Origin of the sequence: Novosphingobium rosa NBRC 15208 (genome assembly GCF_001598555.1) — a bacterium.
Taxonomy (GTDB): Bacteria; Pseudomonadota; Alphaproteobacteria; order Sphingomonadales; family Sphingomonadaceae; genus Novosphingobium; species Novosphingobium rosa.
Genome location: NZ_BCZE01000045.1, coordinates 55,840 through 68,666 on the forward strand (window position 1 = coordinate 55,840; position 12,827 = coordinate 68,666).

15 protein-coding genes are annotated in these 12,827 nt (G+C 64.7%); all 15 read right to left on the reverse strand.

Going from position 1 to position 12,827, the window contains the following annotated elements:
- Nucleotide 1: 1 nt before the first annotated feature.
- The gene (locus SR3_RS17715; RefSeq protein WP_157098930.1) at nucleotides 2-2,014 is read right to left on the reverse strand and encodes a preprotein translocase subunit YajC; all 2,013 of its coding nucleotides are present in this window, start codon (nucleotides 2,012-2,014) and stop codon (nucleotides 2-4) included.
- Nucleotides 2,011-3,330, reverse strand: a complete 1,320-nt coding sequence (locus tag SR3_RS17720) for a tyrosine-protein kinase family protein (RefSeq protein ID WP_157098931.1) — start codon at nucleotides 3,328-3,330, stop codon at nucleotides 2,011-2,013. The genes SR3_RS17715 and SR3_RS17720 overlap by 4 nt, the downstream gene beginning before the upstream one ends.
- 10 nt (nucleotides 3,331-3,340) lie before the next feature.
- Nucleotides 3,341-4,888 carry an XrtA system polysaccharide chain length determinant gene (locus tag SR3_RS17725; RefSeq protein WP_068089181.1) on the reverse strand — a complete coding sequence of 516 codons (1,548 nt, stop codon included), beginning with the start codon at nucleotides 4,886-4,888 and terminating at the stop codon, nucleotides 3,341-3,343.
- A 24-nt stretch (nucleotides 4,889-4,912) separates the two neighbouring features.
- Entirely contained in the window at nucleotides 4,913-5,557 is a 645-nt protein-coding gene (locus SR3_RS17730; RefSeq protein WP_068089228.1) for an XrtA/PEP-CTERM system exopolysaccharide export protein, read from the reverse strand.
- 200 nt (nucleotides 5,558-5,757) lie between these two features.
- Nucleotides 5,758-6,801, reverse strand: a complete 1,044-nt coding sequence (locus SR3_RS17735) for a tyrosine-type recombinase/integrase (RefSeq protein WP_068089183.1) — start codon at nucleotides 6,799-6,801, stop codon at nucleotides 5,758-5,760.
- Nucleotides 6,798-7,064, reverse strand: coding sequence for a hypothetical protein (locus SR3_RS17740; protein WP_068089186.1), 267 nt, complete (start codon nucleotides 7,062-7,064; stop codon nucleotides 6,798-6,800). Before SR3_RS17740 ends, SR3_RS17735 begins: the two co-directional genes overlap by 4 nt.
- Nucleotides 7,061-7,324 carry a hypothetical protein gene (locus tag SR3_RS17745; protein ID WP_068089188.1) on the reverse strand — a complete coding sequence of 88 codons (264 nt, stop codon included), beginning with the start codon at nucleotides 7,322-7,324 and terminating at the stop codon, nucleotides 7,061-7,063. Before SR3_RS17745 ends, SR3_RS17740 begins: the two co-directional genes overlap by 4 nt.
- Nucleotides 7,321-7,569, reverse strand: coding sequence for a hypothetical protein (locus SR3_RS17750; RefSeq protein WP_068089191.1), 249 nt, complete (start codon nucleotides 7,567-7,569; stop codon nucleotides 7,321-7,323). The genes SR3_RS17745 and SR3_RS17750 overlap by 4 nt, the downstream gene beginning before the upstream one ends.
- A complete protein-coding gene (locus SR3_RS17755) occupies nucleotides 7,566-9,377 on the reverse strand; it encodes a DUF5131 family protein (protein ID WP_068089194.1) in 1,812 nt (603 codons plus the stop codon). Before SR3_RS17755 ends, SR3_RS17750 begins: the two co-directional genes overlap by 4 nt.
- Nucleotides 9,370-10,194 carry a DUF2786 domain-containing protein gene (locus SR3_RS17760; RefSeq protein WP_084455686.1) on the reverse strand — a complete coding sequence of 275 codons (825 nt, stop codon included), beginning with the start codon at nucleotides 10,192-10,194 and terminating at the stop codon, nucleotides 9,370-9,372. Before SR3_RS17760 ends, SR3_RS17755 begins: the two co-directional genes overlap by 8 nt.
- Entirely contained in the window at nucleotides 10,094-10,369 is a 276-nt protein-coding gene (locus SR3_RS17765) for a hypothetical protein (RefSeq protein WP_068089200.1), read from the reverse strand. Before SR3_RS17765 ends, SR3_RS17760 begins: the two co-directional genes overlap by 101 nt.
- Nucleotides 10,366-11,271, reverse strand: a complete 906-nt coding sequence (locus SR3_RS32095) for a hypothetical protein (RefSeq protein WP_174549161.1) — start codon at nucleotides 11,269-11,271, stop codon at nucleotides 10,366-10,368. Before SR3_RS32095 ends, SR3_RS17765 begins: the two co-directional genes overlap by 4 nt.
- 25 nt (nucleotides 11,272-11,296) lie before the next feature.
- Nucleotides 11,297-12,211 carry a DHHA1 domain-containing protein gene (locus SR3_RS17775; protein WP_068089203.1) on the reverse strand — a complete coding sequence of 305 codons (915 nt, stop codon included), beginning with the start codon at nucleotides 12,209-12,211 and terminating at the stop codon, nucleotides 11,297-11,299.
- Nucleotides 12,212-12,443: 232 nt separating this feature from the next.
- Nucleotides 12,444-12,572: a hypothetical protein gene (locus SR3_RS32670; RefSeq protein ID WP_281198731.1), complete on the reverse strand. Its 129-nt coding sequence runs from the start codon at nucleotides 12,570-12,572 to the stop codon at nucleotides 12,444-12,446.
- The coding region (locus SR3_RS17780) for a hypothetical protein (protein ID WP_218018842.1) at nucleotides 12,569-12,827 on the reverse strand (259 nt) is incomplete at its 5' end. The genes SR3_RS32670 and SR3_RS17780, both read right to left, overlap by 4 nt.

Genomic DNA, 12,827 nt, shown 5'->3' on the forward strand with positions numbered 1-12,827 from the left:
ATCAGAAGGTGTAGCGCATGCCAAGGGCCCCGGATGCGATCCAGATGTCCTCGCTCTGATCGGTCTTGGCCCCCGTGATAACCGCAGAGGCGTTGCCGCTAAGGTGCCGTGTGAAATAGTAATTATACAGAGCTGTTGCACTCACGCCGGTGGTATCGCCTGCCGCCGCCAGACCGCTCTCGAAGCGGTAAAGCTCCAGCGTGGTCTGGATGGTGGAGCGCTGGCTCAGCTTGCCGCTGACCATCGCGGCGCCCCAGTAATACTGGTCGGCCTTGCCGTCCAGCGCAGCCAGCACCGTATCGGGGGCGCCGATATACTGCCGCCGCTCCCAGCCACCGGCAAGGCCCGCCTGCCAATGGCCGAAATCATAGATGGCGCTGGCCGTCACGCCGCGCCCGCGATAGATCTGCCCGTTGAGCGAGCCAAGCCCGCCGCTGACGCAGCCCCCGCCCGTGGATGAACCGACGCAGCTGGTGAGGCCACCCGAAATCGGATCGCGAATGGCGGTAAAGCTGGTCGGCGCGGAGCTGAGCGCCGTGGTCAAGGCGCCGCCGAAACCGGTGAGGTTCTCATAGGCCACCACATTGAAGGTGGTGCGGCCATTGGGCTTCCAGTTGAAGAAGCCATAGCCGCCAAGACGGCCATAACGCCGCCCGATATGCGCCTCGGCGCTGGTGCGGGGGTTGGGGCGCCATTGCACGCCCACATCCCAGATCAGCCCGCTGGTGTCGAAGGCCATGATGCGCGGGCTGGCATAATCGGTCACATAGCGGCCATGGCTGTCCACCACGGGGTTGCCGCTGGCGTCACGCACCGCATCGCGGCTGCTGACCTGCACCTTTTCATAGCCAATCGTGCCGATGGCGTTCAGATTCTGGGTCACCGGCACGATCACGCCCGCGCGGGCGTGCACATCCTCCACCTTCTGGTCGAGGTTGGAAATATCTTGCCGGTAATAGCCCGCCTCGCCCGTCAGGCCGACAGGCAGGCCCAGATCGCCCGGCTTGGTCGCGGCGGCCAGACGCGCATCCTGCGAGAGCGAATGGCCAAGGATGCCGCCGCCGGCCGCCACCGCGCCGTCGCTGCCATCCACCTTGGTGTAGCCCGCGTGATAGGCGGCGTTCACCGCCACATCGCCCAGCTGCGTGGCGTAGCGCGGCCCGGCATAGACCGAATAGATCTGGCTGAGGAAATCGCCCTGACTGTTCACGCCCGCAAAGGTCGCGCCCCCGGCGTAGGTGTTCACGCGGTTGGCGTAACCGCCGTAATCCATATAGAGCCCGCCTTTGCCCTCACCGGTGAGGCGGGTCGAGAAATTGGCGATGCCGCTGACATTGTCGCTGTCCTGCGCGCGGCCCCAGCCGATGTTGCGCTGATAGCGCAAGGAAATCGCGCCCTGCGTGTTGCGGCCATTGACCAGACCGTCCACGCCCGCCGCCAGCACCGAATAGGTCAGAACATCGCTGGAGGGCGAGAGCGGCACATAGGCCACCTGCTGCGCCTCGATATAGGGGCGGATCACCAGCGGGCGGCCATGCAGATCGCCGCTGCCGAAGGTGTTGATCTGGCCGGGAATCAGCGCCGAGGGGGCCAGCACGGTATCATCGCCGCCGCCCGCGCCATCGACCTCCTGCATGCTCACGCCACCGTTCGCCGCGCCGCGCGCGCCGCGTATCTGCGGGGCCTGCCGGGTGGAGATATCGGTGGAGGAGGGATCGTTGTCCTGCGGTTCACCATTATAGGAAACCACATTGTTGTAGGGCCCGGAATTATAGGAATTAGCGCCATAGGCCGAATTGGGCGTGGCCTGCAGCGTGCTGCGTGTGGCAGAGTCCGCCGAAGACTGTGGGGAGGCCTGGGGCGCAGGCGCAGCGCTTTGGTCCGCATCGGCCTGAAGCAGGCCGCCGGTGTCATAGGCCATCGCCGCGCCCGGCGCGCCCTTGGCCACAGCCATGCCCGGCGCTGCCAGCGCCGTCAGGCTTACCGTTAAGAGGAAGACCCCCGACACTTTCATCCGCGATATCCGTGATAGGAGCCGAAGCGCCGCCCGCTGGGGCTGAACTGCACCGCATTGAGCAGCAGTTGCACATTGGGGCAACCCGCCAGCAAAGAGGCGGCATCCTGCACCGCATTGGTGCTGGTCTTGTCGGCGCGCACCACCATCACCACCTGCCCGACCAGCTTGGCGACCTCGGCAGGATACATGGTGGCCAGCGTGGGCGGCGTGTCGATGACGACGATGCGGCGCGGATAGCCCTCGGTCAGCAGATCGAGCACGCGGGGCGCGCGCGAGCTGGCGAGATATTCCGCGTCCGAATTGGTGGGGCGACCGCCCGGCAGCACCGACAGGCCCGCCACATCGGTGGGGATCACCAGCGAACGCACATCCACGCGCGGATCGACCAGCGCATCCATCAGCCCCGGCCCCGCCGGAATGCCCAGCAGGCCCAACGCGGAGGAACGCGCCAGATCGAGGTCGATCAGCACCACCTCGGCTTCCTTTTCCGCCGCGATCGACATGGCGAAATTGAGCGCGCAGAAGGTCTTGCCCTCGCCCGGATGGGGACTGGTGATCATGATGCGCTGGCTGGCGGGGCCGGAGCGCATGCGGCGCAGCTCCTCGGCCTGGGCCAACAGCTGGCGCTTGACGATGCGGAACTCTTCAAGCTGGGCGGTGGCCCCGCTTTCCGGCACGATCAGCCCCGCTTCGGCCAGAGCGGCGCGGTTGACGGCATGGCGCGGCCGCGCGGGCGGCGGCGGGGTGATGGGCTGCTGAGCGGCGGGCGCGGGTTGTGGGGAATAGCCCTGCTGGGGATAGCCCGGCTGCTGGGCATAACCCTGAGGCGGGTAGCCGGGCCAGGCCGGGGGCTGGCCATAGGCCTGCTGCGGCGGAAGACCCTGCGAGGGGTAGGGATAGGCGGGATGTCCACCCTGTCCGTAGGGCGCTTGCCCATAAGCCGGATGCCCGTAAGGCGGCGGACCGCCTTGCCCGAAAGGTGGCTGGCCACCTTGCCCGAGAGGTGGCTGGCCACCCTGCCCGAGAGGTGGCTGGCCACCCTGCCCGAAAAGCGGCTGTCCATAGGGCGGAAATTGCTGCGGCTGCGCCGGATAAGGCGCGCCCGTCTGCGGATCGACCGAAGCAGCCTGCGGCACGGGAGTGCCCTGAGGCAGGGGCTGAGGCCGGATCGGCGCCTGCTCGGGTGAAGCGGCGCCGGGCTGGCCCAGCGGCACGACCTGCCCCCGTCCATCCTGACCATGGCCATCCTGGCCCTCGCCATCCGAACCTTGTCCGGCGTTGCCCTGAGGCTTCAGTTTCCTGGGTTCGAACATCGCCATCTCCTCAGGCCCCGCCGCCGATGTTGAAGCGTTCCATCATCACCAGCAGCATGAACAGCCCACCCAGCGCGCCGCTGGCGGCGACAAAGCCGCGCAGGCCCCGCTTGCGTTCCGCCCGCGCCGCATCCGACAGCGACTGCGAAATCGCCCCCAGCACCGGCAGGCCGGTCACACGCTCCAGCTTGGCCGTGGTGGCGAAGCTGGACTGCAGCTCACCCAGCGCAAAGGCCACACCCAGCCCAGCGCCGATCCCCGCCACCAGCACCACCATCAGCAGCAGCGGACGGTTGGGCGCCGAGGCGCCATGCGGCAGCACCGGCGGATCGAGCACCTGGAACTTGGTGGCGCCATGGGCCGCCACGACCTGACCGCGCAGCCGCAATTCCTCGCGGTCCTGCAGCAGCTTGTCATATTGGGCTTTGAGAATGTCGTAGTCGCGGCTGATGTTCTGCGCTTCCTGCGCCAGTTCGGGATTGCTGAGCTGGCGCGCCGTCTGGGTGGCGATGGCCTGCTCGATGGTGGCGCGCCGCGCCTGAAGCGCCTGAAGGTTGGCGGTGCGCTCCACGCGGATCGATTCCAGCGTGGTGTAGGCCGGATTGGGCTGCGCGCCCGGCCCGGCGACAGGCGTGGGCCCCTCTGCGCGGATCTGGGCTTTCAGCGCCACGATCTGGTTGCGCGCCGCGATCACATCGGGGTGATTGTCGGTCATGCCGCGCGCGTGCATGCCGACGAGATCGGATTGCAGCTGCGCCAGTTGCGCCCGCGTGCCACCAAGCTGGCCGGGCGCGGAAACCCCGGCAATCGTGGGGGCAACGCCGGCCATCTGGCCGTTGACGGCGGCCAGCGCGCTCTGCGCGGCGGCGATATCGCCATCGAGGCCACGCATCTCGGCGCGGTTCTGCTCCATCTGCTGGATCGTCGAGACGCCGCCCTGCGCCAGTTCGGGATGCTGGGTCTCGAAGGTGAGGCGGCGCTGTTCGGCGGCCTGCAGCTCACCCTGACGGTTCACCAGCTGCTGGTCGAGGAAGTCCAGCGTCTGCTTCATCTCGCCCTGATTGGTGCTGTTGTTCTCGTCGCCGAAAATGTCGATCACCTTGCGCACGATGTCCTGCGCCAGATGCGCGCCATCGGCATCGCTCATCCCGCCGCCCGAGCGCGATTCGGCGCTGATCTCGAAAATGTTGTCCTGCGTGGCGACGATCTTGATCGATTTGGAAAGGCCCGCAATCATGCCCTCCATCTGCTTGCGATCGGTGATGTTGTCGCCCAGACGGGTGCCGCGCACCACCTTTTCCAGATTGGCCGAGCTGGTGAGCGTATCGCGCACACGGTCCACATCGCGCTTGCGGTCCCCGGCATCGATGCCGACCTGCGCCGAAAGCGGATCGTAAAGCTGCACCATGATGCGCGCATGCGATTGATACGTATTGGGAATGGTGCTGACCATCCCCCAGCCCGCAAGGCACACCAGCCAGGCAACGCCCAGCGCGATCCAGCGGCGGCGCCAGATCGAGAAGAGCGTGGCTTTGATATCGTCGAAGAGCGAGTTCATAAGGGTTTGATCCAGCCTCGCTGCTTAGAACATGCTTTCGGGGATGATGATGACATCGCCCGGCATCAGCATCACATTGGCCTTGCTGTCACCCTTCTTGAGCAGATCGCCCAGCCGCAGGGCGAACTCCTGCTGGTGGCCGGTGGCCTTGTCGTAACGGATCAGCTTGGCCCGGTTGCCCGCAGCATATTCGGAGAGCCCGCCCACTGCAATCATCGCGTCCAGAATGGTCATATTGGCACGATAGGGCAAGCTTGCGGGCTTGCCGGTGGCGCCCACGATGCGGATCTGTTCCGAGAAGGTGCCCGCAAAGCGCGTGACGATCACCGAGACCAGCGGATCCTGAATATACTGCGAAAGCTGGAGCTGGATGTCCTGCGCCAGCATGCTGGGCGTCTTGCCCACGGCCGGCATGTCGGTGATCAGCGGCGTGGTGATGCGTCCATCGGGCCGCACCTGCACCTTGGAGCCCAGTTCGGGGTTGCGCCAGACGAAGACGGTCAATTCGTCCATCGGGCCAATGATATAGTCCTCGCCCGGGCCTTCCTGATGCGCCACGAAATTGGCCGCCGGCAACCGTGCCGCCGTGCCGTCGCCCGCGCAACCGCTCAGGGTCAGGCTGGCGAGAGCCGCGCCGGCAATGGTGTGAACGGCTGTCTTGCTCGGCATCATATCTTCCCGGACTGGGCGGCATCCGGGCCTTCGCGCCTTGGTGCGGGTGCGAAGAGGGATACGGCAGTTCACGCTCGGCTATGCGCCCGAAGGGTAAACATTGGGATAACCCTAAGCCTCGAAATTGCGACGAATGGAGCGGTGTTTGAAAGTCGGTTTGAACTTTCTTGATTCGTTCCAAGTGGGTTAGGGCCCACCTAAACCGTTGATCGCTCCAGTTTCAAGATGGCAGAATCGCCCAGCAAAGGCTGGTTCACCCGCTTGGCGTAGTGCTCGATCATGGCCATGGATTGCCCGGTCACGGCGGCTACCTCCTGCGGCAGACATCCTGCCTCCAAGAGGCTGTTCACCGCATTCTTGCGCAAGCCATGGGGCACCACCTCGAAGCCCAAGCCCTCGGCAAAGGCCTGGATGTTGTTCCGCAGAGCGTTGGTGCCGAGTTGGGTCCCTGTGATGCTGGTGATGATCGTCTCGCCTGTCCGTTCGACGGAATCCAGTTCCTTGGCCAGATCCTTATGGAGGAAGATCGAAAGATGCTTGTCGGTCTTTTCCTGAACGATGTTAAGTCGGCTGCCTCGAACGCTCATATCCTTTACGACGCTAACCCGGTTGCCGCGAATGCTGTCCCAGCGCATCTTGCACACATCACCGATGCGCTGCCCGGTATAGTAGAGCAGATGGACGGCCAGGCGCACGCGGGCATCGTCGCAGGTCAACGCTGCCTCTATCAGTTCGGCAGGCCATGGCTCATGCTCGCCTGTCTTGAAGCGCACGAAATCCTTGGCCGGATCGGCGTTGGTCATCTCGTTGATGCGTGCGAATCGGAACAACACCTTCAGAACCGCGAGGAATATGTTGCGGGTGGCGTTGCCCTTAAGGCCCGGCAAGACATCAGCAACGCGGCCCCGGGTAACGTCATCCAGCGGGAAATCGCCAAAATTGGCCACTACCTTGTCCATCGTCAGACGATAGAGCTTGCGGCTCCCGGGCTTGAGGGCAGCGAACTCATCGGCGGCCTCGTAGCGCGCCACCAGATCCTTGACCGTTGGCAAAGCTGAAGACCGGCGGGTACGGTGCCCCATCATGGTATTGTAGCTGTCCCAGAAGCCGGGAGAGTTATAGGGAGGCAGAGCAGTCCAGATCAGCTTGCCATTTTGCTTACAGCCGGTGTTGAAATAGCCGTAGAGCTTGCCCTTGCTGATCTGGAACTTCACATACTTCAGCTTCGGCTTACGTTTCATGCGACATTCGCGCTCCGTTGCATGGCAATACGCTCTTCAAAGCGTCGGATATGATCGGGGACTTGCGGAGCACTCAGATTGTTTATCGCCGCGTCGATAGCATCCCGGCGCCAGTGCTCGCGGCCACCCAGGATGATCCCGGTGGGCATCCGTCCGGCGGCGATCTCTTTAGTGAAAGAGACCTCGCTCAGGTCCAGATAGGCCGCTGCCGTGGAGCGCCTCATCATCGCCGGCCATGCGGGGATATCCGTTCGCTTGTTCATAGGCCGATCCTCCCTTCCCTAAGCATTTCAGCGGCACGGCGCAGGTATGCGAGATGCAGCCCAGCGCGCCCGTCAGTCGGCAGCAGACCCTCAATCATGCGGGCTGCAACAAGGTGCGGCGGACTGGCGAAGCAATCGCCGCTGGACAGGCAGCGGCCAGCAAGGGAGCATTCCGGCGCATATCCCTCGCAAGCCAGCATGGCATTGCCGAACCGGGCGGAATCTGCACCATGGCGGAGGTCGATTTCACGAACCTTCATCCCACATGCTCCTTCACCAGTGCCCAGCAGATCTGGACAGCATAGGAGGTGGAGACGCGCTTCACCTTGCCGGCGCGCTCAAGGCGCTTCATCTGGCGCAAAACCCACGGGGTCTCGACATCGAAAAGGTAAGGGCTTGAGCGCAAATAATTGCGGACGACGTAGGTCATTGCATCATGCCGCTGACCAAGGATTTCGAGCAGCACATCGTCGCGTGGCTTGCCTGGGTTGAAGGTACGGGTCATGCTGCCTCCTTTTCCGCGTCCAGCGCGCATTCCTCAGGGAACTGAGCTCGCACCAGCGCCTCGGCCAGAGGTGGGCAGACGCTGTTGCCGCACTTGGCAACCTGAGCCGTCTTCGTGATCGGCTTGCCCTGGGCGTCATGCTCGATGATGTAGTCAGCTGGGAAGCCCTGCGCGTTGAACAGCTCGCGCGGGGTGAGCATGCGCATGCCGATATCGACAATCACATATTCCTCACCATCGATCATCACGGTGACTAGCCCAAACCGCGCCTGGTGCGTGAGCGTGTGGAGCGGCTCCTCCAGGTCCTGCCCGTGCTGGGCGCTCTGGTAGTATTTGACCAGGAAGGCGCGAACCTCGCCCATATGAAGGCCGCCGGCGCTGACAGTATGCAAAGGCTCATCGGTCGGCTGGCCGTGGGCACAGGTGCCGCGCAGCTTGATCAGGTTGCTAGTGACGACGCGCTGCTGGCTTCCCGCCGTGGCGACAGTCGAGAGGGGAGCATCGGCTGGGCGGCCAGCGAGGTTGTCATTGTTCGGGCCGCCGTTGGCTTGCTCGATATGGGCGCAGACCACGGCATGGCGCGGCGCGCCCGCCATCACGGTATGCAAGGGCTCTGCCGGATCGACGCCCTGCCCGTTCTGGGCGAACTTCTGCATGAAGGCCATGATGGCGTGGTGCTTCGTACCGCCCGCCACCACGGTGCCCAGCGGCTTCTCCGCGTCCATCGCGCGCGGGGCCTGCCCCTGCCGCTCGCCATTCCCGACATGGACCAGGTGGGCCGCTGCGATGCAGTTCTGATCCTTGTTGTTGGCGCAGATGGTATGGTGCGGATCTTCGACAGACCGGTTAGCACCGCCCTGCTGGGCATAGCTGACAAAGGGAACCATCTTTGCGCTGACCAGCGCGCTATCGCCGCTCTGGGTGACGGTGGGGAATGGTTCCTCCGGCCCGTGGCACGGCTGGCCGCGACGCTTGCCGTTCTTGTCCACATCGCCGTGGGCGGTGCGGGCGAAATAGGGCGTCACAAGCGCGAATTCCCCGCCCTTGCTGGAGGTGGTGGTGCGCATCGGCTCATCGATGTCTCGCGGGCCGTTGCCGCCGCCGCCCCATGTCTTCACCGGCACGATGAACGGCTTGGGGTTGTTGATCACGAATTTCATAATGCCGTGGGCGATGCGGCGCAGGGTTTTGTCGGCCAGCGGCTTCTTGCGGTCGAAGATCGACGGGCACGGGATCGACCAGTCGATGATATCCGCCGCGGTGCGCCAGGGCAGCAGTTTGCCGGACAGAACCTCGGGCGTGCCGGGCTCGCCCTCGACGGCTGGGGCCAGCACCGCCGCGCGCATGGCGGGCGTGACGCGCAGCTTCTCGCCGAACTCGGCCAGCACGGCGGCGATCCGGCGCGGCGTCTCCGCGTTCGTCAGATAGGCCCGCATGCGCTTGTTGCGCTTCGTCAGGCACATATGCGTGTGCTGGGGCGTGATCGCCATGATGGCGAACTGCATATCGATCCAGCCATCAGCCACATTGCCCAGGAACATGTCGCCATGGGCATTCCAGAAGATCCGGCGCGGCTTGCGCCAGGCCACCGGCATGACGAGATGGTTGGGGTTGTTGCGCACCATGCCGGTCCAGACCGGTCCAGCCTTGGTCGGGCGCGTCAGATGCTCCCGGGTGGGGTGATCCTTCAGGCGCGTGCCCGCCAGGCGCATGGCATAGCAGTTGGTACAGCCGGGGCTGGTCAGCTCGCAGCCGTTGATCCAGTTGACCGTCGCATCGGCCCATTCGATGTGGGTGTTGTCAGCCATGTTCGGCCTCCGACTTGCCAGAGAGAGCCGGGCGGGCGACATGGGCTGAGCCGACGCCGCGCGAGATCGGCGCCTTGGCGCCATCGCGCAGGCCGCGCGAAAAGCTGTCGCTCATCTCGCCCATCTTGTGCTCCTTGGGCTTGATCCCATGCTTATCGAGCCAGTCCTCGATCATCTGGCCTTTGACCAGCACAAGGGCATTGCCCGCGCCGGGCGCGGTGGGGCGATCTTCGGCGGCCTGTGTCCGGATGCGGTCGCCCATGCGGACGGCCACACCCTTGCGGTAATCCATGCCGATCTTGCGGGGCGTGGTGCGGGTGTGGACGCGCAGGACCCGATATTCCGAGGTCGCCATGAAAGTCTTCCAGCAGCGCCATGCCGCGTTCTCGACTAGATCGATGTAATAGAGCGCCACCTCGACATCGGCTGGAGCGCCCACGATGGAAATCCGCGCGCCGGAAAAGAAGTGATCGACGTTGAGCGCATCGCAGATGAAAGGGAGTGCTTCCACGACAGCCGGGGCCTTTTCGCCACCATTGTCCCACACCTTGCGCTCGACACCATCTGCGCGGACCTCGGCTTCGTCCAGCGTCAGGTTGTGCTTATCCAGCAGCTCCTGCGCCTTGCGGGCGGCCATGGCGGCCTCTGCCTCTGTGGATGCGGCATCTGCGGCGCGGGCGCGGAGGGCCTGAATCTTCCGGATGATTTCTGCGCGGTCAACTATGGGTGGCCTCCTCTGAGCTGCCCGGCCCGAGGGCGTAGACCATGACAGGGGGATGGCCTGTGCCGACGATCCGCAGGTAGACGCGGCCACCATTGTTCAGCACGGCCAACTCGGCAGGCGTGGGCTCCCACGCGGATTCCATGACTGGCATATCGCCAGCCTTGCCATCCCTGATGGCGAGGCCCACGCAAGGCCCACTGCTGTCAGGCGTCCATCCCTCCGGCGCGCCCAGGACGCGGGTGCAGCCCTTGATGCGAACCGGGATCACTTCTTCCCTCCCGATTTGGCAAGGGCAGTGCCGAGGCGAGCCAACGGTGGCGCGACATGCCCCCCAAACTCATTCGCGAAATCGTCCATTGAAAGCGACCAATCCATCTCATTGAGCCGGTCGGCGAGGAATTGCGCCTCTGCAACCACCGCGTCGCGGGGGTCGGCCTGCGCGACCACGGGAAGCGCCGAGCCGACAGGCTTGCTGGCCTGTTTCGCGCGGATATCATCCTTCTTCGTCCAGACGCGGGCCAGTTCGCGATAGGCCTCGGTGGCAATGACCAGATCGAACGAATTGCAGAGCGCGGCCAGCGTGACCATGACACTCCCGACTTCCTGATTGCGCTCGCCAACGGGCCTCCCGAAGACATAGTCCACCAGCGCATACGCGCGGTCGGCGGTGAAGCCCGGCATCGTCTGGGCCAGCTCAAGGGCCTCTTCCGTGAACCGGTCTGCGCGCTCAAGGCGGTCAGCGGATACCTCGGGGCCAAAGCAGGCCAGCATCCAATCGCCCACGCCGGACTGGAAGCCCCCCCCCTTTCCCGCAGCTGCGCGGCGGTGGGCGGCAAAGGCATCCGTCAGCCGGATATCGGGGAAAACCCTGTTGTAATGGGCCACTGCCTCCCGATCCATGTCCGTGATACCATCGCTGGCCATGTAGGCTTGGACGGTCGCCAGAGCGGTCCCGGCCCGGCTCAGGTAATGGCGGCGGGCGGCATCAGCGTCATGGTCCTCGTAGAAGGCCGAAACACAGGTGCTGCTCTCGCAGTAGATATCATTGTCGGCGTCCTGAGTGCAGGGTTCATCCCAATCGCAGCCATCGGCCTTTGCCTGATCGCGGGCGATACGCTCGATCAGATCAGCAGGTCCAGGTGTCGGCGCTGCGGCCGGGGCGGCATGCATGCCCCAATGCGAGGCGGTAACGGGATCATCCATGGATCAGCCCCTGCATGCGAGGGCGGGCGGTGCTGAAGCCAGCGGCGTTCCGGTGGCCGCCGCCGCCAAAGGCTCTGGCGATTTCGGACACGTCCACGCGGTGATCTTCGGAGCGCAAAGACCAGCTTCGCGAGGTGCTTCCGTCCGAATAGAGAGCGGTGAAGGGCGCAGCCTCGTCCTTCGTCAGCAGGGCGTGGCCCACTTCACTGGCGAACATGTAGGGGCAGTTGCACACCGGCACATCGAACCCGCCGATGATGGCGCGATGAGCCAGCGCCGCAATCTCACTGACCTTCTGGTCATAGAAGCGCTGGACAGCCAGCGCCTCATTCATGATCCGGGCGAAGCCGCGCCCGTCGTCGAGATCTTGCGAAATCAGCTCCCAGCCCTCGAAATCAAAGGGCTCGCAGCGCAGCCATGCCCCGAACGGTTTGCTTTCGGGGCGAGCATGGCGCCAGAGGTCGCGATCCTCGATCAGGCGGAGCAGCAGCGGGACCGGCTGGCCGGGAAAACAGAACTCCCAGGTCATGACAGCACCGGAGCGCTCCATGTCGAACAGCGCGCACACGGCAGGGTAGCCACCTCGCTGCAAGTCCTCGATCATCCCGGTGATGACCCTCCGCGTAAAACGCTCGGGTTTGTCGATATAGCGGCGATAATCGGCTAGATCGGCCTGCGCCGTGACGTGGTGATCGAGGATCACGATGCTGGCGGCGCGGCTGGCCATCTGGGCGAGCACCGGTGCCTTGAAGCTGAAATCGCCGATCAAGATGTTGCGTCCGTCGATCATCTCGGGCGGCTCCTGCCCATAGGCGCAGGGCACATATTCCAGAGCATCGCCCCAGCGCATCCACGTAGCCCAGGCCGCGCCGAAGCCATCGGCGCAGTTGGCGTGGTAGATCATCATGTCGGGCTTCCACCCCTCTCCCGCGCGCTCGCCGGCGGCTGGGGTTGCCCCGGCCCCGATGTGTTCGGGTGCCGGGGCAGTGCGACCCTCAGGGCTGCGAGTTTCGCCGCCTGAAGACTGGGAATGCTGATGGTTCATGGATGGCTCCTGAAAAGGGTGCCGGCGCCCCCACGGCGAGGGGTCAGGTGCATAGGGGCACCGGCTTTCCGGGGTTAGGTGCGGACCCCGGAAATCAACGGAAGGGAATGGCGGCGCAGGACAGCGCCAGCACGGCCAGCATCGGCAGAAACACCAGCGCGACGGGCCAGACATGGCGGAGGCGCAGATCGGTCCACACCTGCGGGATCGGGGCAGCCTTCATGCTACGCCCACCACATCCTGATTGCTCGGCGTGAGATCGCCCCGGCAACGTCCGAAGTCGTCCACCAGCCAGACCGTGAATGTATCCTTCGGGTCCGTCCATTCGACGTACTTGTTGCTGGTCTGAAGCCGGTGCTTTTCCGTAATAGGGCAGCGCCCAAGATAGCGGGCGACCTTGCCGCCACGCATCCGCATGCGCGGTTCCCAATTGATGGGCTTGCTGGGGGGGGGGGGCGTCATGCTGCCAGCTCCCACG

What these genes read in the sequence shown, in the direction of transcription:
- SR3_RS17715 (WP_157098930.1), bottom strand. Translation starts at nt 2,014, where the DNA reads ATGAAAGTGTCGGGGGTCTTCCTCTTAACGGTAAGCCTGACGGCGCTG.
- SR3_RS17720 (WP_157098931.1), bottom strand. Translation starts at nt 3,330, where the DNA reads ATGTTCGAACCCAGGAAACTGAAGCCTCAGGGCAACGCCGGACAAGGT.
- SR3_RS17725 (WP_068089181.1), bottom strand. Translation starts at nt 4,888, where the DNA reads ATGAACTCGCTCTTCGACGATATCAAAGCCACGCTCTTCTCGATCTGG.
- SR3_RS17730 (WP_068089228.1), bottom strand. Translation starts at nt 5,557, where the DNA reads ATGCCGAGCAAGACAGCCGTTCACACCATTGCCGGCGCGGCTCTCGCC.
- SR3_RS17735 (WP_068089183.1), bottom strand. Translation starts at nt 6,801, where the DNA reads ATGAAACGTAAGCCGAAGCTGAAGTATGTGAAGTTCCAGATCAGCAAG.
- SR3_RS17740 (WP_068089186.1), bottom strand. Translation starts at nt 7,064, where the DNA reads ATGAACAAGCGAACGGATATCCCCGCATGGCCGGCGATGATGAGGCGC.
- SR3_RS17745 (WP_068089188.1), bottom strand. Translation starts at nt 7,324, where the DNA reads ATGAAGGTTCGTGAAATCGACCTCCGCCATGGTGCAGATTCCGCCCGG.
- SR3_RS17750 (WP_068089191.1), bottom strand. Translation starts at nt 7,569, where the DNA reads ATGACCCGTACCTTCAACCCAGGCAAGCCACGCGACGATGTGCTGCTC.
- SR3_RS17755 (WP_068089194.1), bottom strand. Translation starts at nt 9,377, where the DNA reads ATGGCTGACAACACCCACATCGAATGGGCCGATGCGACGGTCAACTGG.
- SR3_RS17760 (WP_084455686.1), bottom strand. Translation starts at nt 10,194, where the DNA reads ATGGTGGCCGCGTCTACCTGCGGATCGTCGGCACAGGCCATCCCCCTG.
- SR3_RS32095 (WP_174549161.1), bottom strand. Translation starts at nt 11,271, where the DNA reads ATGCATGCCGCCCCGGCCGCAGCGCCGACACCTGGACCTGCTGATCTG.
- SR3_RS17775 (WP_068089203.1), bottom strand. Translation starts at nt 12,211, where the DNA reads ATGATGATCTACCACGCCAACTGCGCCGATGGCTTCGGCGCGGCCTGG.
- SR3_RS32670 (WP_281198731.1), bottom strand. Translation starts at nt 12,572, where the DNA reads ATGAAGGCTGCCCCGATCCCGCAGGTGTGGACCGATCTGCGCCTCCGC.